Genomic DNA, 18,075 nt, shown 5'->3' on the forward strand with positions numbered 1-18,075 from the left:
TACTATCTATGATTTCGATGATCGTGAATGCAGAAAAATTTCTGTATCTTTTTGAAAATTTGAGTTTCTTAACTAGCAAGCGCACATTCTCTCTCCTCTCAGTTATATAGCTGGATGTTTCCATATAAAGGTAAAAACAAAGTACCATAAACACTAATAATTAAAACGGCAATGACCACAAAAACCAGCGGCTGGATCAGACTAATTGCTCTTTCAACTTTGCTATTTAACTTTTGCGCACACAATTTGCTATATAAAATAAGTTCGATGCCGAGTTTTCCTGTTGCCTGCCCTTGAAAAACAATCAGACTAAATTCCGGTGGTAAAAACGCGTATCCCTGCAATTTATCACTTAAGGACTCTCCTTTTTGCAAGGCACAATCCAGTTCAGTCGCCAATTGACTTAACAAAGAACTACTATCTGTCTTTTGCATAACGTAAATAATCTGGTTAATTTCTAATCCTTGTTGAAATAATTTTCCCCACTCCAAGGCAAAATAATTGGCGATAAAGAGGCGATAAAATTGTTTAACAACAGGTATTTGACTTAAAAAATTCGCCTGTGCTAAAGCGGAACTTTTTTTGAAGAACTGTTGCATAAGGCCATAGGCTAATACAAGTAGCAAAACAAAAATGAACAACACATACGGACTATAACGAAGAAATAAAATGCCCCAATGACGTTTAGATAACATGCCAGAAGCTAGCAATTGCGGTAATAAAAATTGATGCAAACTCACCATTACACCACTGACAAAAATGAGCAATAAAAAGGGATAACTTAAAACTTGTCGCAGGGCGCGCTTTTGCTTTGCAGCAAGTTGGAGTTGTTTTGCAATTTGTCCTAGTGTTTCAGCTAACAAGCCCTGTTCTGCTGCTAATTGCACTTGGGCGATTTCGCTGGCGGTAAAGTCAAGTGTTTGGAAAACTTCACTTAATTGTGTTCCTGTTGCTAATTTGTCACGAAATGCGCCTAATTTTTCTGCGTTAAAACCGTGACTTCGCTGGATAACTTCAATAGCTTGCAGTAAAGTAAAGCCGCTTAGCAATAAATCGGCTAAAGTTTTTACAAAGCGCTGTTTTTCAGTTTTCTTGCTGGTAAATTTTTTCATCGATTCGCCCTTCTTCAACTAATCGCGCCAAATTTTGTTGCCAATTAGAAAATGGTAGTTCATGTTCAAACTGATAAGCCAATAAACTCGCAATTTTCCCCCTTTTATCAGGCAACAAGCGCTGATAAACAATACCACCTAAACAATAATCCAATTCATTTTCAATCGGCAGTAAATCCCGCAGACGACTTTTGGTCTCCATTAAATTAGCCGCATGAACTGTGGCAAAAACTTTGTGTCCGGTCAGTGCGGCTCGAATCGCCGCCTTGGCTGTTAAAGCGTCACGAATTTCACCAATGATGAGACAATCCGGACGATGTCGTAAAGCCAGTTGGATCAACTTATCATAGGTTTGTCCAATCGCCTCATTCGTTTGTAATTGCAAAAAAGTGCTTTCTTCAATTTCTACGGGATCTTCAATCGTAATGACTTGACCACCATCTGATTTAGCGAGACGATACATTAATGTTGTCTTGCCCGAACCTGTCGGGCCACTGAATAAATACAAGCGTCTTTTTTGAATCATTGCACCTACAATTGCCAATTGTTCCGGTAAATAAAAATGTGCGACTTTGGCGATGGGCTGTAAAAAGCGCAGAACTAAACTTTCATCTCCTTGATAATTTCCCACAACGGAAAGACGCAAACGTTGCTCTCCCATTGCTGTTTCATAGGTGATAGCTCCTAGTTGCACTTTTCTTTTCTCTCCGACATCCATTTGACCTAAATATTTAAACCGGGCAATTAATTTTTCAGCACTATCTTTTGGGATGCTATCAAAATGAATACGTCTACTGCCTTGGCGAAATTGTATCTGCCATAGTTGGTTTTCTGGCGTAATATATAAGTCTTCCATTTTGTGCGTCATCCCATAGGTAATTAACGTTTCAGATAATTCGGTGACGTCCATCTACTTTCCTCCTCACAAAGAATTACGCCAAAAAAATAAATTTTTGTTTACCAGCAGGAACTTTTTTTATTAGCCAAATAAAACGCAACGCCCTTTAAAAATTGCAGCTTTTCAGCAAGAAAAGCTGTAGGAAGCCTTCAGATCTAAGATATAACAAAAGCTATTCTTTCTTTATAAATAAAAAAGCCGCTCGTAAAAGTTACGCTCGGTAAAAAGAAAAAATCTACCCATCATCGCTCAAGTGTTAGTTGATGATTTGGGTAGATTTTTTTATTTGTTGGCTGGTTTAAAAACAGCAAGAACCGTTTCTTTAGCCGCTCGTGCTTGCCAACCAATCTGCAGAGCTTTTTCATTCGAATGAGTGTATTTTCGCTGCAACATAGGAACTAATGCCCGTAAAGGACCAACAAACTTCCCGCTAATTCTTAATAAAAAATCAGGAAGCAAAAAAGGATGATTGCCAAAAATTTCGGCAATTTCTTGAAAAGTTAAATCATTATTTTTCGCAATATAACGCTCTCCAATAGTTTGAGATTTTTCCAAAGCTAAAATATGTAAGGCAGCTAAATCCCGAACATCGGTAACTTCTAAGGAAATATTTGGAACAAATTTGGCTACTTTAATCCCGTCTAACACTTGATTGCTGGAACGATTAGCTGTTAAAGCAGGTCCAAAAATCGCTCCAGGTAAAATGGTCGTTAAATCCAATTGATATTTTTTTGCCAATTCCCAAGCCTTTTTTTCAGCGAATAATTTAGACAAACGATAAGCATTAAGTTCTGGATTTTTCGGATCAGACCAAAAATCTTCAGTGATTATCCCAGTTGTTTTAGCTTGCGGTGTCGCTGCTGCTTGGCTAGACGTCATAATAAGACGTTTTACGCCAGCTTCTTTGGCTGCTTGAAAAACCACTTCCACGCCGGAAACAGCTTCTTGAATTAATTGTGGATTATTGGCATTATCGTGCCCTAAAGGACTTGCCACGTGAAAAATAGCCTCTACATCCTTCATAGCCTCCAGCCAGCCTTGTGAACTGGTTAAATTAGCTGCAAAATAGGAAACATGGTTAAAAATTTTAGGTGCCCGCTCTAAACTTCTAACACTTCCCACTACTTCATAATTTTTTTCTAATAATTGTTGAATTAAATGCATTGCTAAAAAGCCATTGGCACCCGTGACTAAAACTTTCATTTTCTTCTTCCTCCTGTTACACTTGTTATACATGCTAGTATAGAAAGTCACAGATCAAAAAACAAATAAAATCCTAGCATTTGTAACAAAAAGGAGAATGTGTTATGGCAGCTACCGATTATTCAAAAAGTCTCAAAAAAGATAGTCAAGAGTGGATCACCTTAGCCCTTTTAGAAATTCTAAAAACTAAACCTCTTCCCCAAATTACCGTTTCCGAAATAGCCAAAAAAGCTGGTGTGAGTCGGATGGCTTTTTACCGACATTTTTCAGGACTAGAGGATGTCCTCTTTAGCTATTATGAGCCGAAATTTGAAAAAATTTTTGATAAAACATTAAATAAAATAAGTCATGAACAAAAAATTATCGATTTAACGGAATTTTTCAACGACTTGACGCCAGATTTTAAACGAGCTATTACCGGCGGATATGAAACCTTGCTTTTTCAAATTTTTACCCAACAAATGGCTCATTTTTACGACGCCACCACTACCTGGTCTGATTGGAAAGACCCAAAACGAAATTATTGGATAAAATTTATGTCTGCCGGTCTCTTTGAAGTTTGGCTGACCTGGATTCAAACCGGTCAAAAAGAAAGTTTAGAAGAAATGACCCAATTAATTCGAGAATTTCATGAGTAAATTTAAAAATTAAGAAAACCCTCGGATAAATCTCCGAGGGCTTCTTTGTATTTGTGTGTGCTGTTTTATTGCTCACTAAATCGAAATTCTTTTCCCAAACTATTTCGGTAATATTCCGGATACATTTCACCACCGCATTTAGAACAGCTAAATTGCGGTGGTTGGTTTGGTTCACATTCCAAGTCTGTCCCGTCAAGCAAGTCCACCACTGATTTCGGGATATCCTCCTTAAAAATTTAATACAATTTTAGAGGTTTCATCCATTAATCCTTTGAGTAATTGATCTCGATATTTTTCCATCATAAATATTGGACGCAGTCCTTCATCAATGGTAAATACAACATGACGATGCATAATGTTTAACATATCATTTGCTGTAATTTCAGCCCAACGTCTACTTTCACCAGTAGCGCAAGTTGGGCAAAACTTGCCTTTGCACTTTAACGGAACTAAGCGGACATCATGGCAGCCTTCACAAACTAACAGTCGGTATCCCCGTCGAATATCTCCACAAAATTGAAATTTGCGAACTTCTTTTTTTTACGACGAGTCGGATTCGTCGAGAATATTTTTTCAAGAAAGATTCCCAGTTTTGGAATTCATCAAAGAAAATAGCATGTAAAATATTAGGTTTCATACACTTATTTTACCGATAAAAATGCAATATGAAAAGAGGTATGAACAATGTCAAAACAGCCTTCATACCTCTTCAAAAAGATATAATCCCTTAATTGTAAAAAAAGCTGGGACAAAAGTCATTAACTTTTGTCCCAGCTTTTAGCTGCTTAACGTTGTTTTTTAGTTTTATCTGCAAATTGGGCTTCCACACGATAAATGGGTTGACCTTTGGCGCTGAATTTTTCTTCGTATTCCGTCATAACGTTGTCAGCAAACTCACTATTGTGTAAGTCTAACCAAACTTGTTTTAACGTCATACCATATTGCGAAAAACTAGCCAATGAATATTCAAATAATCCTTGATTATCGGTTTTAAAGTGAATCTCCCCTTTTGGTTTCAAAATGGCTTCATCCACTGCTAAAAAGTCTGGTGAAGTCAACCGGCGTTTAATATGCCGTTTTTTGGGCCAAGGATCAGAGAAATTCAAATAAATTTGATCGATTTCACTATCTGCAAAATATTCAGTTAAGGCTGAGCCGTCAACATGTAAAAGACGTAAATTTTTGACTTCTGTCGCCAGTGCCTTATCCAAAGCATGGGAAACTACGCTTACTTGCATATCGATTCCGATATAATTAATATTAGGATTTTGCTGGGCCATCCCACTAATAAAACGCCCTTTTCCCATTCCAATTTCAATTTGAAGTGGTTTATTATTGCCAAACACTTCATGCCAGTTGCCTTTATGGGCTGTCGGCTCTGCAATCACGATTTCTGGATGTGCCGTAAGCATTTCTTCGGCACCATTTCTTTTTCTTACCCGCATGCTCATTTCCTTTCTTTTTCCTAACTAAATTTGAAGCAACTCGCAAAAAAAAGAGCAAAGTCAAAAGCTTCCGCCTACGACATCGCTCTACTCACTAAAAATTCGTTTAATTTGAATAATGACTTCATTCATTGTTTCAAAATCACCACGAACGTAATATTTTTTGACTTCTTGTAACAACGACATCAAAGCATACCAGTATACTTTTTCCAAATTGGCGCCATTTGGCATCATACCATAACTCATTAACCAGCGACTCCAAGAAGATTTAGGTAAATAATGACCCAAAAACGTGCCGATATCCACTGCTGGATCACTAAAACAAATAGAATCCCAGTCTACCAAATATAAATAATTACGACAGACTAGCCAATTACGATGATTGACATCACCGTGAACCACCGCCACATCTTCTTTTGTGAATTCGGGTATATTATGCTTTAAATAATGCAAAACCAATTGTAAAAAACGATTTTCTGCAATCGGGTTTGCCAATGCACTCTCGTATTGTTCTAACATCATTTTCGGGGTTAAAACTTCACCGCCGATTTTTTGTAGCATCCGTTTTAAGGACTGGGAATGATGCAATTGATATAAGACATCCACAACATCATTTCTTTTGCCGATTTCTTCAGCAGTTAAAATTGTTCCTTCCAACCATTCCTGAGCTGAAAAAGTATCGCCATTGCCGGTTCTTTTAGTCCAAATTAACCGCGGGGTAATCCCTTCTTTTGAAAGAGCAGCAAGCATTGGCGTTGTGTTGCGCTTCACAAAAACTTTATCGTTTTCCCGCGAGCCAACATACGCTTTTCCGGTATCGCCTTTAATGGGACTTAAATTCCATTCTTGGCCTAACTGAATATCCATCGCTCCGTCCTCCTTCAAAACAAAAGTACCCCCATTCTAGCGGTCTCACACGCTATCGTCAAGCGCATATACGTTCCCCTGAAGTGCTTTTTAAGAGCTTTTTTATTTTAATGCCCGCTATTATGCCATCTTCTTTAAACGACGTGGGACATACCAACGGGTAAAGAAAAATACCATGAGAAAATATGCAGCGATTACTAAGAAACGCTCGTACCATAAAGATAGCGCCAAACTGGCACTAATTGCAAAAACAAAAGCCGCCAAACTTAATAACAGCAAGAGTAAAACTTGTAATGCTTTAGCCTTTTGTTGGCTAGAAACTGGATAAAGTTGGGTTAAAATCATATAGCGAAATTGATTGTATAACGGGATTAATTGAAAGCCAATCATATAAATAAACAAAATGCCTAAACCCAAACTAAAATAGACGTCTTGAACAAAATACAACAATAAACTTCCAATCACTACTAAACGGATAAAAAGACCGCTGTATTCTGAACCTCTGGCAAATCGTCTCGCATATAAATACAAATACGTATTTTTTTGCTGCGGTTTGATTTTTTGCAAAACACCATCTAAATACGCGCGGCGTTTAACTGTCGCTGTGATTTCTGGTACATCAGTAAAAAGATTGATAAATTGGTAAATGCGGTGAAGTCGGCTTTTCTCCATGCCAATCATTTTTTCCCAATCTAAATTCTCTTCGCTTTTTGCTAATAATTTGAAAATGCCCACCCCAGTGACAAACGCTAAAATTAAACCGATAAAAGGATTTAAAAAAATACCAGCTGCAAGACAAAGTACTGCCAGAACTAGCCAAAGCAGTTCGACTTGTCTTAATTTTGATGGTGCTACTTGATAAATTTTCAGTGTGGCAATTTTTAATTGCGCAAGTTTTAACAGCCACATCGTTCCTAACAGAATAAAAAAAGCGGGAAATGTAATAGCGGTAGTTGCCACTAAAAGTGGCATTAAAAAACCTAAAACTAATAGTTCTATAAAAAAAGGCAACAATAGAGAATAGTTAAAAGCTCCTTTAAAATACTCTTTCAATGCTCGTTCTTTGGGCAACAAAAAGACAATATCGGCTTCTTGCATTAAAGTTGCAAAACGTCCCAACGGCAAAATTGCGACTAAAATCAGTAATGCTACTCCTGCTGCCGGCCAAAAATTACGTGGCAGGGCTTTGACAAACTCGGAATAATAAAGCCCAACTCCCCCAAGTAAAAAGACACAAATTAAGACAAAATGATCATTAAAGACATAGCGTAGATATTTTTGCATATGGCGTTGATGTAATGCTAGACGCTTTTTAAACAACTCACGCATTTTTTATCACCTGCGCTTTAGTTAAATGCAAATAAATTTCATCTAAGTCGGCACCTTCTAAGCCAAATGTCGCCTGTAATTCAGCTAAGCTCCCTTGGGCGATGATTTCACCTTCGTGCAAGACAATAAAACGATCGCAATATTTTTCAGCTGTAGCCAAAATGTGAGTAGACATTAGAATAGCCGCACCATTTCTTTTCATTTGTTCCATCAATTCCAATAATGCGTTGATTGCCAATGGATCTAACCCTAAAAATGGTTCATCGATAATATAAAGGCTCGGTTCGATTAAAAAGGCACACAATACCATCACCTTTTGTTTCATCCCCTTTGAAAATTTAGCCGGAAACCAATCCAACTTATTTTCTAAGCGAAATGTTTTTAACAAAGGTTCCGCTCGTTTGAAGGCTTCTTTTTGCGGTATGTCATAGGCCATCGCCGTCACTTCAATGTGTTCTTTTAAGGTCAATTCCTCATACAAAGAAGGTGTTTCGGGAATGTAGCCGATTTGTTTGCGATAATTTTCTGGGTCTTTTTTTAACGTTAAGTCATTTAAGGTGATACTGCCTTTTTGTGGTTGTAATAGTCCGATAATTTCTTTAATTGTCGTACTTTTACCGGCTCCATTTAACCCAATCAGCCCGACTAATTCTCCTTCACCAATCGAAAAATTTAAATTTTTTAAAACAGGAAACTGACCATAGCCTCCTGTTAAATCTTTTACTATTAAACTCATTTTGATAAGCTCCTTTATCTCAGCTTTTAAAATTTAAATTGAACACAGTCTCATTATACCAAAAAACACCCTTTCTCTGAAAAAAACTGGCTGGTTGTGGTAAAGTAAGAATAACGAAATCCATCAAAAACTCACAGCAAAAAATTAGCGCTGTTAAAAATTAGAGAGGATGAAATTCATGGAAAATTGTATTTTTTGTAAAATCGCAGCAGGTGAAATTCCAAGCTATAAAGTTTACGAAGATGATGTCGTCTATGCCTTTTTAGATTTATCCCAAGTGACACAAGGACATACCTTAGTTATCCCGAAAAAACACGTCACCGATATTTTTGAATACGATGAAAAATTGGTCAGTGCCGTGTTTGCCCGCATTCCCAAAATTGCCCGCGCGCTAGAAGCGGCTTTTCCGGAGATGGAAGGTTTAAACATTTTAAACAACAATAAAGAGTTGGCTTATCAATCTGTTTTTCATTCTCATATCCATTTGATTCCCCGCTATGAAAAAACAGATGACTTCTCTGTTCATTTTGGTGATCATCAAGGTCTGCATAATGAAGCTGAATTAAAAGCCATTGCTACAGCAATTGCAAAGCAGGTGAAATAAATGTTAAAAAGTTTCCTTAAAGGCTTAGTCGTTGGTTCTGTTGCCGGCGGTGTGGGTACGTTACTCACGGTACCAAGAAGCGGCAATGAAACTCGGGCAAAATTAGCCCAAGAGCTAGATGTTGCTACCCAAACAACACTTGAGTTAAATAATAGCTTAACAAATTTCAAAAAAGCGCTGCAGACAACGCAACAAACAGCACAAGAAATTATCCCTGCTTTTACTGCCGGGTTAGAACAAGATATTACAGACTTCAAATTTCAAGCAGAGCCACGGATTGCCCAAATAAAAGACCAAGTCAAAACGTTAAGTGAACATGTCGCTGTCTTAGCAGATCCTCCGCTACAAAATGCAGATACACCGGAACACTCTAAGGAAAACTAAAGAAAAGCGACCATTGTGTGAATTTTGTTTGAAACTTCCAGCCAGTGATTTTTTTTAAAAACAGAATGTGCTATAGTAATATTTGTGAAAATTAAATTGAAAATACAGGAGTGCTCGACTAAATGAAGAAAAAAATGTTATTAGCCGCTGTCAGCGCAATGGCTGTTTTATCCCTTGCTGCTTGTGGCTCTAAAGACCAAGACATCGCCACAATGAAAGGTTCAAAAATCACGGTTTCAGATTTTTACGATCAAGCAAAATATGATTCTAATAATCAACAAACAATCCGTAACATGATTATTTTAAAAGTTTTCGGTGACAAGTATGGCGACAAAGTGGACCAAAAAGCAATCGACAAGCAATACAATGAACAAGCAAAAGTTTACGGCGATTCATTTGAACAACAATTGGAACAATCTGGTTTCACTAAGAAAACTTTCAAAGAATATTTAACCCAACAAGCAGCTTTAGAAAAAGGGATCAAATCTCATGTTAAAGTTACTGATAAAGATTTAAAAACCGCTTGGGATTCTTTCCATCCAGAAGTTGATGCCCATATCATCGCTGCTGCTAGCGAAGACGAAGCGAAAAAATTAAAAGAAGAAGTAAGTAAAAAAGATGCTGACTTTGAAAAAATTGCCAAGAAGAGTTCAACTGATTCTGCTACCAAAGAAAAAGGTGGTAAAATCTCCTTTGATTCTCAAACAGCAAGTGTGCCAGCTGATGTGAAAACAGCTGCTTTCAAACTGAAAGACGGCGAAGTTTCTGCTGTTATCCCTGTGACTGACCAATCTACTATGATGACAAGCTATTACGTTGTCCGGATGGATAAAAATAAGGCCAAAGGCAATTCAATGGACCCTTACAAAAAAGAATTAAAAGAAATTGCGATCAATACCAAAGCATCTGACTCTACTTTCTCTGCTAAAGTAATCGGTCAAGAATTAAAAGATGCTAACGTAAAAGTAAAAGATGATGCCCTACAAAACATCTTAAGCGACTTTATTGAAGCTGCTGAAACAAAAGATACAAAATCAAGCTCAACGAAAGATTCAAAAGCAGACTCTTCTACTGAAGAATCAAAAACAGCTGAAAGTTCAACTGCTGAATCTAAATAATGTAGTAGCTAATAACACCTACAACAGCTATAAACTATGCTGATTGCAACTAAACTTCACCATTCAAAAACCGCTAGGACAAAGTATTAACTTTTGTCCTAGCGGTTTTTTATAACGGTAAAAAAATCTTTATTACAAGCTGTCAAAATTTCCCAACAGAAATCAGCTTACTTTTGTTGGCTTTTATTTCACTTTTTTATTCATCAACCAAGCTATCAGTCCATATAAAATGCTATTTCCCAGCATCAATATAGCAAATACTGGTATCGTCGCCGAAGTTAAAAAGCCAATTTCTAGAATTTTATGAAATAACATTGCTGCCACATAAATTCCGCCAATGGTAGTAATCGTTAAAAATAACCGTAATGGATTAAGCGGTAAGCAAGCTCTAATCACGGCTAGACTGCTGATACCAATTAATAAATAATACATTAATGTGGTGGTCTGCATCTGGGGCCAATTGGCTTGTTGCGCAAGTATTGCTACGGCCAAAACATTCACTACAACTAATAAGGCATTCGGTAAAGCAGATTTCAGTGCTGTAGGTAAAAATTTCCCACTAACTTTTGTTTTGTTGCTTTCAAAAGATAAAAAGAAAGAAGGATAGCCTTCAATCGCCAAGTCAATCAAGGTGATTTGAATTGGGATAAAAGGAAAAGCACTGACACTGAATAAACAAATAATGGCTAGTAAGAAAGAATAAATCGTTTTGATAAAAAAGATACCGGAGACTTTGGTCACATTGTTTACAACCCGTCGTCCTTCAAACAAGACTTCTGGTAACGTGGTAAAGTCTGAATCGAGTAATACCAAATTGGAAATTTGGCGGGTCGCTGCATCCCCGTCAGCCATCGCAATACTGACATCCGCTTCACGCAAAGCCAAAACGTCATTGACACCATCGCCTGTCATCGCAACTGTTCCTCCGGCTTTTTTTAAAGCTTGAACCAAGAGTTTCTTTTGTTGTGGGGCAACGCGACCAAAAACCGTATATTTCAATGCTGCTTCTTTTACTTCCTCATCTGTTTTACAGGTCGTTAGATCAATATATTGTTCATAATGTGGTAATCCTGCTCGTTTGGCAATATTGGAAACGGTAATCGGATTATCACCAGAGATAACTTTTAACGCAACACCTTCTTGATCTAAATAAGCAAGGGTTTCTTCTGCTTTGTTGCGAATAATATCTTCAATTTCAATTACTGCGATTGCCTGCGGTTCTTCTTGGTCAGCTGCTACGGCAATCACTAAAACACGCAATCCTTGTTCTTGTGCGTGCAAAACTATAGGTGGAATATTTTCTTTTGCCAATACGCGTTCTGGCGCCCCCAAGTAGACTGTCCCAATCGTTGCCAAATCCATTTTGCTCCATTTTCGTTCAGAAGAAAAAGGGGTCACTTGGCTAGCAGCATAGGTAGTCGTTTCCGGAAAATAATCCCGTAGTGCTTGCATCGTCACATTACTATCTGTACTATTTTTTAAATAACTTCCAATAATTGCAAAAAGTTGTTCTGTGTACGCTTCTTGTACACTGTGTAATTTTAAAACCCGCATATCCCCTTTGGTAATCGTACCAGTCTTATCCAAACAAAGCGTATCCACATGAGCAAGGGTTTCAATTGCGTACATATCTTGAACCAAAATTCTCTTTTTCGCTAGTTTGGTAACCCCCGTGGTTAGCGCAATACTAATTAATAAAACCAGACCTTTGGGTAACATCCCCAACACAGCAGCAGCCGAGACAACCACAGCTTCTTTTGTACCACTAGAACGCAGGAAAAAGGCTTCTAAGAAAAGTAAAATGCCAAAAGGGATAATGACAAAACTAGTGAATTTTGCAACTTGACGAATGGCCCGAATTAATTCTGAATTAAGTGGTTTATGATTTTTCGCTTCATTGGTTAATTTCACGGCATAATTATCTTTGCCTACATGGACAACTTGAGCGAATACTTCCCCACTAACTAAAAAACTCCCAGACAACAATGAGGCCCCCGCCTGCTTTGCAATTAGGTCTGATTCTCCGGTCAACATTGCTTCATTGACTTCAGCAAAGCCTGTGACAACTTGCATATCCGACGGAACTTGTTCGCCGGCACCTATTTTCACCAAATCATCCATTACCAATTCTGTAGAATCTACCTTTACTTCTATCCCGTCACGCAGGACGCTAACCTGCTTTTTATTCACGATTGAAAGTTTTTGAACCAAATTACGGGCATGAATCTCTTGATAGATACCAATTGTGATATTGACCAAAATAATGACTAGATAAAACATATTGCTATATGCGCCCACTAAGAACAGGCAAATTCCAATCAATAAATTCAAAAAATTAAATAGGGTGACTAAATTATCGTAAAAGATAGCCCCCGTTGATTTAGTTGCACTTTCAGTAAAATTATTTTGCAATCCTTGTTCTTTTCGCTCCTGCACTGCAGCTAAGCTTAAACCACTTCTATTTTCCAAATTTAGCGTCTCCTTTTGAAAATCGTCTACAAAAAAAGATAACACAGGAAATTTTTATTTACTGAAATTCATTGAGATTTTCTAACTGCCTTATAAAAAGTTTAAGAAAAATGGACCAGCAAAAAAACGTGTCTCACTCTTTAGTGTTCGGACACTACACGACAAAAAAGCCTAGTTTATCCCGATTAAAATTAACGGTGTAAACTAAGCTATTGTTATTTTCATCACTTTAATTTAAGGGTTACACGTCTTTGGGCAGATAAAAACTGCGATTGTCCATCCCAAAAATGCGATCAGAGTAATTTCCCGGTTGTGTTTGGCGCAAAGACGTCAACATCATTTGCATGGAGGCATCTAAATTATCAATTTGATGCAAAATTTCTGCTTCCATAATGCGGGGACGAACTGGCGACCCATACTCTAACAAACCGTGATGTGCTAAGACCATGTGGCGTAAAACCACAATGTCTTCTTCATTTTCATCAAATTTTAAAGCAATACAGGCTTTCGTAATTTCTTCATCCACCAACACCAAATGTCCAACCAAATTTCCCACGAGCGTGTATTCTGTTGACATCGGGCCCGACAACTCAATCACTTTTCCTAAGTCATGTAAAATGACACCCGCGTATAATAAAGATGGATTCAACTCTGGATATTCTTTGACGATGGCTTTGGCTAAGCGCAACATCGAAATCGTATGATAAGCTAGACCACCGGCAAAAGCATGGTGATTGCGTTTTGCTGCTGGATAGTCAAAAAATTCTTTTTGATATTTATTCAACAAAAAGCGGACGATTCGATTCCAATGGGGATTGATAATCTCAAATAAGGTCTGATTGATCTCTTCTTCCATCTCTTCTTTTTTAAGTGGTGCTCGCTCCATATATTGCGTTGGTTCGCTGGGTTCATCAGCGCGAGCAAGACGCAGATGGATGATCTTCACTTGAGGATTGCCATTGTACAATTCGCGTTTTCCTTGCAAGGCAACTACTTTTCCTGCTTCAAATTTATTAATTTCTTCTTCAGAAGCATCCCAAAATTTACCATCAATCGTTCCAGATGTATCTTGGAAAGTAAATGCAATAAATTTTTTACCGTTTTTGGCTAAACGCACATCGGCATTCTTAATTAACAAAAAGGCTTGAAATTCTTCATCCACGGCTAAATCTTTTAATTTTTTCATGGCAATCTCCTTTTACTTCTTTTTTCCTTATCACAATTTTTTTCTACTAACGCAACAAGACAATCTTTTGCTGCAGCTTCTCATAATAGCTTACCATTTCTACGTCAGAAGACAAACAAATCACTTGATAGTGCTGTGAAAACTCTTGTAATAATACTGCCAGCTGTTCTTTGCGAACACTATCATAATGCAACCAGCCATCATCGATGATTAACGGACATAGCACATTTGTCTGCAAAGCTAAATAACCAAAGCGTAATGCCATAATCACTTGATCTTTCGTACCAGTCGAAAGTTCGTAAACTTTCCAACTTTGATTTTTAGTTTTGACCGCTAATTCCCCAGCGATAAAATCCAAGGAAAAATAATTATCTTTTGTCAAAAGTTTTAAATATTCACTGCTTTTTTGTAATAGTTGTGGCAATTGTTTATCTGAAAGCTCCGTGGCCAAATCCCCTAATAAAGCTGCCATTAATTTATTTTTACTCCACTGTAAGGCAAGTTCATATACCTCACTATCTGCTTGAGCTAATCTTTGGCGCAACTCATCTAAGGTACCATCACTTTGCATTTGTTCCATCTTTAATTGTGCCTTTTGTAAGTTACGGCTAAGTTTGCGGTCTTCTAGCTGCAACTCTGCTAGTTTGCTTTTAACAGCAGCTAGCGCCATTGCCAATTGACTAGCGGTAATTTTTTTGGGGAATAGTTTTGCTAGTCGCGTCGCTAATTCTTGTTTTCGGGCTAAATCCCCTGCTTTTTGATGCATTTGGGCAATCCATAGTGGAATTTCTGTCGGTTGACTAATTCCCACACTTTGCAACAAGTGCTGATTTTCTGCCAATAATTGATCGAGTTGCTGTTGTAATAGCTGGTTTTGCCGAATTAGTAGGGCAGCTGTCGGCTGTTCTTGTTGCAGCTTAACTTCTTGCATTTCATCGGTAAAATTTTGCAACAGCCGTAAACGCTGTAAAACATCTTGATTAGCTTGAGGCAACCATTTATCTAAAAATCGAAAACGTTGCAAAAAACTCCCATAGGCTTGATCTAATTGATCTAAACGTTGGTCGGCGGTCATTAGCGCTTCGTTTTTTATCAGATAATCTTTGGCAGCATTTTCCAACTGAACCAAAGCTGTTGGTAAATCTTCTGGGGATATAAGCTGGGGTAGCCTTTGTTGCAGTTGATACCAAAGTTCTTCTTGTTTAGCTATCAATTGCGTCACTGCTGTCTTCGTCTGATTTACTGGCTGCGCTTTATTTTTTACTTTGGCTGTCTGATTGCTCTTTGTTTTTTGATAATACTTATACGTAGCAAAAATTAGCGCGATTGACGCCATTGCCCATAAAATAAAACGTGCATTTTTACTTAAAAGGCCACTAATCAAAAAAATTACAGCGACAATACCGCATATTATGGTGGTAAGTGGTGGTTTTACAGGCTGTTTTGACGTACTTTTATTATCAATTGCAGCTTGCAGGTGGGCACTTTGCCAAAGTTCTTCTTGTTTTGTCTGGGTAATGTTTTCTGTTAGTTGCTGATAGTCTTGGGCTAAGTTTTTTATCAACTTAACCTTTTGCTGTGGATCTTCTCCTACCTGGAATTGGTACGTATCTTCTAATACCGTTACAGCTTCAATTAAGTTTTGTTGGACCTGGAGCTGATTTTGAAAATCATCGGTTAAACGTACCGCTGCAACTTGTTCTTGTAACAAACCTTTGATTTCACTTTCATGCTCGAGATAAAAGCGATAGCGATCGGTTAATCCTTGTGTTTCATTTAATGCAATTAAGGCTTGCTTTCCTTCGGCTAAACGTGTATTCAATTGATTATATTGATTGTAAAATTCTTGCAGTTTTTCTGGCTCTGCTCCTAAGTCATCGTCAGGATATTTTTTTTGCAAAAGTTGCCACTCTTCATATTGCGGGAAGCTGTTTTCTTTTTCTTTTAGTGTTAAATATTCTTGCTGTGTTTGCTGTATTTTTTCAGCTAATTCCTGCTGCCGCAATTCATCTTGTTTTTTTTCAGCCAAAAGATCAGTAATGGCGGCTTCTTTTGTTTCTTGCTGATAAACGTGTTGGGCGATTTTCTCTTTTTCTTTTAGCGCTTTGTTTAAAGCTTGGCGCTGTCCTCTAACTTTGAATATTTTTTGTTCATTATCCTGGTATTCTTGCTGTTTACCTAACAACTTTTTACTACCGGTAATTCCCAATGAAATTAATGCATCGTGAAGCGGCTTTTCTTGTAGGCGTTCTAATTGACTCAATTGTTCCTGCTGGAAAGTAAAGACATCTTCAAATAATTCACGATTTAAAGGTGCAATCAACTGATTTAACAGGTCATCGCTACCTGTTTGTTGGCCAAAATAAACTTTTGCTTTCCCACGGTTGACTTGTTTAAAGCGTTCGATTGTCACTTGTCCATGAATAGGTAGTACAATAACTAACCGTCCGCCATAACTCGTACCATCTAACGGTTCAAAATCTCGTTTCCGTCCTCTTTTAAGAGGGAAGCCAAACAACATTGCCATAATAAATTGATATAAGGTTGACTTTCCTGCTTCATTAGCACCATAAAACAACTGATTGCCCGCTGTAAAATCAATGGTTTTATTACGATATTTACCAAAACCGGTAATCTCCGCTCTTAGAAGTTGCATCAATCTTGCCCCCATTCAAATTGCTCGTTTAATTCGGCGGCTACTTGTTTTAAAACTTCTTGGCGAAATTCAGGATCTTCCAGCAGTAAAGTGGTATTTTTATTTATAGTAAGTTCGGTTAATACTTCTTTAAAAATCTCACCATGACTAAACTCTTGCAGTAATTGCGTTTTTAGTAAATCACTAGCTGGTAGTGAAATCTTATGTTTTATTTCTTGTAATTTTAAAGTATGGACAAAAATTTGTGCCGGCCATTGTTGATTTAATAAGTCTTGTAATTGCCCATTTGTAATCATTTCAGCGAAATTTTGTAAATGTTCACTGTCAGTCAGGACTAATTCTAACAATAACGTTGTTTCAGCTGATACTGGTGCCAATTGTTTGCTCAAATAATTTAAAACGGTCGCATTATTTTCACAACTGGCTAATGAAATTGTTCTTTTTTGCCACCGTAATGCAGCTACTGGTCGTTTACTTACGTTAATGTTACTTCCAGTTAACTCCAGCAAAAGAACATCGCCTAAATCAAGTTCTTTTTTTGTATGTCCTTGGGGAGTACCTGGATAAATCATTTCAGCACTTAATTGTGTTGGTTGATGGATATGCCCCAAGGCCCAATAATCATAATTTTTACTCTTCAACTCACTCACACTAAAGGGCGCAAAATTAGCATCCTGAACATCTCCGTGATAAATTCCAATGTGATAGTCTACTTCTAAATTCCGTAGCGGAAATTCTTGGGCCATTTTTTTTGTCAAATATTGCTGACGATAGCTAAAACCAGATAACGCATATTTTTCACCATTTTTGGTAGTAGCAGTAATAGTTTTGACTGTTTCTGTTTCAAATAAGACAACATTATCTGGAAAAGCAAACCAGTAGCGATTTTCTTCATAATAATCATGATTACCAAAAATCAAATATACTGGAATCTCTGCTTGTGCTAACTTTTCAAATTGTTGCATCAACAACTGCTGATTTTTCAAAGAAGGATTCATTTGGTGAAAAGTATCGCCAGCAAAAATGACGAAGTCGACATTTTGCTCAATCGCTGTGGTGACGATATTTTTCAGTGTTTTTTCGTTGGCTTGATTTAACTTTTTTGAAAAATCTGCAGGCAGCTCTTTTGTTAAGCCTTCAAAAGTGCGATCAAAATGTAAATCAGCGACATGGATAAAGCGCATAATAACGCCTCCTTAATTCAATAATTTCACTTTAGCTTTATCATAAAAAGTAAGGAACGATTTTGAGCTTAACGGTTTGAAATTAAATTCAAAAAAGTTTTACATCTATAAAATTCAGTGGTAAAAAAAGACGTTAAATTCCTTTATATCATACCATTTATCACCTATTTCGTCATCACAAATACGAAAATTTGTTCGCCTTTTTTAAAAGAAAAATGCCGCCAAAAAAAAATTGACTAAAACAAT

16 protein-coding genes and 1 pseudogene are annotated in these 18,075 nt (G+C 37.3%); 4 read left to right on the forward strand and 13 right to left on the reverse strand.

The annotated features are described in order from the left end of the window. Positions 1-98 precede the first annotated feature (98 nt). The 3 genes from comGB to JZO76_RS09925 all read right to left on the reverse strand — a co-directional run bounded on the left by comGB (position 99) and on the right by JZO76_RS09925 (position 3,213). A complete protein-coding gene (gene comGB, locus JZO76_RS09915; protein WP_206903916.1) occupies positions 99-1,112 on the reverse strand; it encodes a competence type IV pilus assembly protein ComGB in 1,014 nt (337 codons plus the stop codon). Further along, a complete protein-coding gene (comGA, locus tag JZO76_RS09920) occupies positions 1,084-2,022 on the reverse strand; it encodes a competence type IV pilus ATPase ComGA (protein WP_206903917.1) in 939 nt (312 codons plus the stop codon). Before comGA ends, comGB begins: the two co-directional genes overlap by 29 nt. Positions 2,023-2,292: 270 nt before the next feature. Then, positions 2,293-3,213, reverse strand: coding sequence for an NAD-dependent epimerase/dehydratase family protein (locus JZO76_RS09925; RefSeq protein WP_206903918.1), 921 nt, complete (start codon positions 3,211-3,213; stop codon positions 2,293-2,295). A gap of 104 nt (positions 3,214-3,317) precedes the next feature. On the opposite strand from JZO76_RS09925, the gene JZO76_RS09930 reads away from it, so the two are divergent. Next, positions 3,318-3,851: a TetR/AcrR family transcriptional regulator gene (locus JZO76_RS09930; protein ID WP_206903919.1), complete on the forward strand. Its 534-nt coding sequence runs from the start codon at positions 3,318-3,320 to the stop codon at positions 3,849-3,851. Between the two features lie 65 nt (positions 3,852-3,916). On the opposite strand, the gene JZO76_RS09935 is transcribed toward JZO76_RS09930, so the two are convergent. The 6 genes and pseudogenes from JZO76_RS09935 to JZO76_RS09960 all read right to left on the reverse strand — a co-directional run bounded on the left by JZO76_RS09935 (position 3,917) and on the right by JZO76_RS09960 (position 8,228). After that, on the reverse strand, positions 3,917-4,060 hold the full coding sequence (locus tag JZO76_RS09935; protein ID WP_206903920.1) for a hypothetical protein: 144 nt from the start codon (positions 4,058-4,060) through the stop codon (positions 3,917-3,919). 22 nt (positions 4,061-4,082) lie between these two features. Continuing rightward, positions 4,083-4,488 (reverse strand): annotated as a pseudogene (locus JZO76_RS14180) (transposase zinc-binding domain-containing protein); the annotation flags it as partial. Positions 4,489-4,636: 148 nt separating this feature from the next. Beyond that, complete coding sequence (gene trmB / locus JZO76_RS09945) at positions 4,637-5,296, reverse strand: tRNA (guanosine(46)-N7)-methyltransferase TrmB (protein ID WP_206903921.1); 660 nt, start codon at positions 5,294-5,296, stop codon at positions 4,637-4,639. An 87-nt stretch (positions 5,297-5,383) separates the two neighbouring features. Beyond that, complete coding sequence (locus JZO76_RS09950) at positions 5,384-6,163, reverse strand: phosphotransferase family protein (protein WP_206903922.1); 780 nt, start codon at positions 6,161-6,163, stop codon at positions 5,384-5,386. Between the two features lie 120 nt (positions 6,164-6,283). Continuing rightward, positions 6,284-7,492, reverse strand: a complete 1,209-nt coding sequence (locus JZO76_RS09955; protein ID WP_206903923.1) for an ABC transporter permease — start codon at positions 7,490-7,492, stop codon at positions 6,284-6,286. Next, positions 7,485-8,228, reverse strand: coding sequence for an ABC transporter ATP-binding protein (locus JZO76_RS09960; RefSeq protein ID WP_206903924.1), 744 nt, complete (start codon positions 8,226-8,228; stop codon positions 7,485-7,487). The genes JZO76_RS09955 and JZO76_RS09960 overlap by 8 nt, the downstream gene beginning before the upstream one ends. Positions 8,229-8,406: 178 nt before the next feature. Between JZO76_RS09960 and JZO76_RS09965 the strand changes: the two genes are divergently transcribed. The 3 genes from JZO76_RS09965 to JZO76_RS09975 all read left to right on the forward strand — a co-directional run bounded on the left by JZO76_RS09965 (position 8,407) and on the right by JZO76_RS09975 (position 10,334). Further along, positions 8,407-8,832, forward strand: coding sequence for an HIT family protein (locus JZO76_RS09965; protein ID WP_206903925.1), 426 nt, complete (start codon positions 8,407-8,409; stop codon positions 8,830-8,832). Then, positions 8,833-9,216, forward strand: a complete 384-nt coding sequence (locus tag JZO76_RS09970; protein WP_206903926.1) for a YtxH domain-containing protein — start codon at positions 8,833-8,835, stop codon at positions 9,214-9,216. A gap of 122 nt (positions 9,217-9,338) precedes the next feature. Then, on the forward strand, positions 9,339-10,334 hold the full coding sequence (locus JZO76_RS09975; RefSeq protein WP_206903927.1) for a peptidylprolyl isomerase: 996 nt from the start codon (positions 9,339-9,341) through the stop codon (positions 10,332-10,334). Positions 10,335-10,517: 183 nt separating this feature from the next. Here JZO76_RS09975 and JZO76_RS09980 read toward each other — a convergent pair whose 3' ends face one another. From JZO76_RS09980 to JZO76_RS09995, 4 genes are all read right to left on the reverse strand, one after another. Then, the gene (locus JZO76_RS09980; RefSeq protein WP_206903928.1) at positions 10,518-12,803 is read right to left on the reverse strand and encodes a cation-translocating P-type ATPase; all 2,286 of its coding nucleotides are present in this window, start codon (positions 12,801-12,803) and stop codon (positions 10,518-10,520) included. Positions 12,804-13,044: 241 nt separating this feature from the next. Further along, positions 13,045-13,989: a 3'-5' exoribonuclease YhaM family protein gene (locus JZO76_RS09985; protein ID WP_206903929.1), complete on the reverse strand. Its 945-nt coding sequence runs from the start codon at positions 13,987-13,989 to the stop codon at positions 13,045-13,047. A gap of 46 nt (positions 13,990-14,035) precedes the next feature. Continuing rightward, positions 14,036-16,645 carry an ATP-binding protein gene (locus JZO76_RS09990; protein WP_206903930.1) on the reverse strand — a complete coding sequence of 870 codons (2,610 nt, stop codon included), beginning with the start codon at positions 16,643-16,645 and terminating at the stop codon, positions 14,036-14,038. Next, positions 16,645-17,829 (reverse strand): metallophosphoesterase family protein, encoded by a 1,185-nt coding sequence (locus tag JZO76_RS09995; protein WP_206903931.1) that lies wholly within the window; start codon positions 17,827-17,829, stop codon positions 16,645-16,647. The genes JZO76_RS09990 and JZO76_RS09995 overlap by 1 nt, the downstream gene beginning before the upstream one ends. Positions 17,830-18,075: the final 246 nt, after the last annotated feature.

This window comes from Candidatus Enterococcus myersii, from assembly GCF_017316025.1.
Taxonomy (GTDB): Bacteria; Bacillota; Bacilli; order Lactobacillales; family Enterococcaceae; genus Enterococcus_C; species Enterococcus_C montenegrensis.

Bases quoted from the DNA above. Each gene is read 5' to 3' on its own strand.
- comGB (WP_206903916.1), bottom strand. From the start codon at position 1,112: ATGAAAAAATTTACCAGCAAGAAAACTGAAAAACAGCGCTTTGTAAAA.
- comGA (WP_206903917.1), bottom strand. From the start codon at position 2,022: ATGGACGTCACCGAATTATCTGAAACGTTAATTACCTATGGGATGACG.
- JZO76_RS09925 (WP_206903918.1), bottom strand. From the start codon at position 3,213: ATGAAAGTTTTAGTCACGGGTGCCAATGGCTTTTTAGCAATGCATTTA.
- JZO76_RS09930 (WP_206903919.1), top strand. From the start codon at position 3,318: ATGGCAGCTACCGATTATTCAAAAAGTCTCAAAAAAGATAGTCAAGAG.
- trmB (WP_206903921.1), bottom strand. From the start codon at position 5,296: ATGCGGGTAAGAAAAAGAAATGGTGCCGAAGAAATGCTTACGGCACAT.
- JZO76_RS09950 (WP_206903922.1), bottom strand. From the start codon at position 6,163: ATGGATATTCAGTTAGGCCAAGAATGGAATTTAAGTCCCATTAAAGGC.
- JZO76_RS09955 (WP_206903923.1), bottom strand. From the start codon at position 7,492: ATGCGTGAGTTGTTTAAAAAGCGTCTAGCATTACATCAACGCCATATG.
- JZO76_RS09960 (WP_206903924.1), bottom strand. From the start codon at position 8,228: ATGAGTTTAATAGTAAAAGATTTAACAGGAGGCTATGGTCAGTTTCCT.
- JZO76_RS09965 (WP_206903925.1), top strand. From the start codon at position 8,407: ATGGAAAATTGTATTTTTTGTAAAATCGCAGCAGGTGAAATTCCAAGC.
- JZO76_RS09970 (WP_206903926.1), top strand. From the start codon at position 8,833: ATGTTAAAAAGTTTCCTTAAAGGCTTAGTCGTTGGTTCTGTTGCCGGC.
- JZO76_RS09975 (WP_206903927.1), top strand. From the start codon at position 9,339: ATGAAGAAAAAAATGTTATTAGCCGCTGTCAGCGCAATGGCTGTTTTA.
- JZO76_RS09985 (WP_206903929.1), bottom strand. From the start codon at position 13,989: ATGAAAAAATTAAAAGATTTAGCCGTGGATGAAGAATTTCAAGCCTTT.
- JZO76_RS09990 (WP_206903930.1), bottom strand. From the start codon at position 16,645: ATGCAACTTCTAAGAGCGGAGATTACCGGTTTTGGTAAATATCGTAAT.
- JZO76_RS09995 (WP_206903931.1), bottom strand. From the start codon at position 17,829: ATGCGCTTTATCCATGTCGCTGATTTACATTTTGATCGCACTTTTGAA.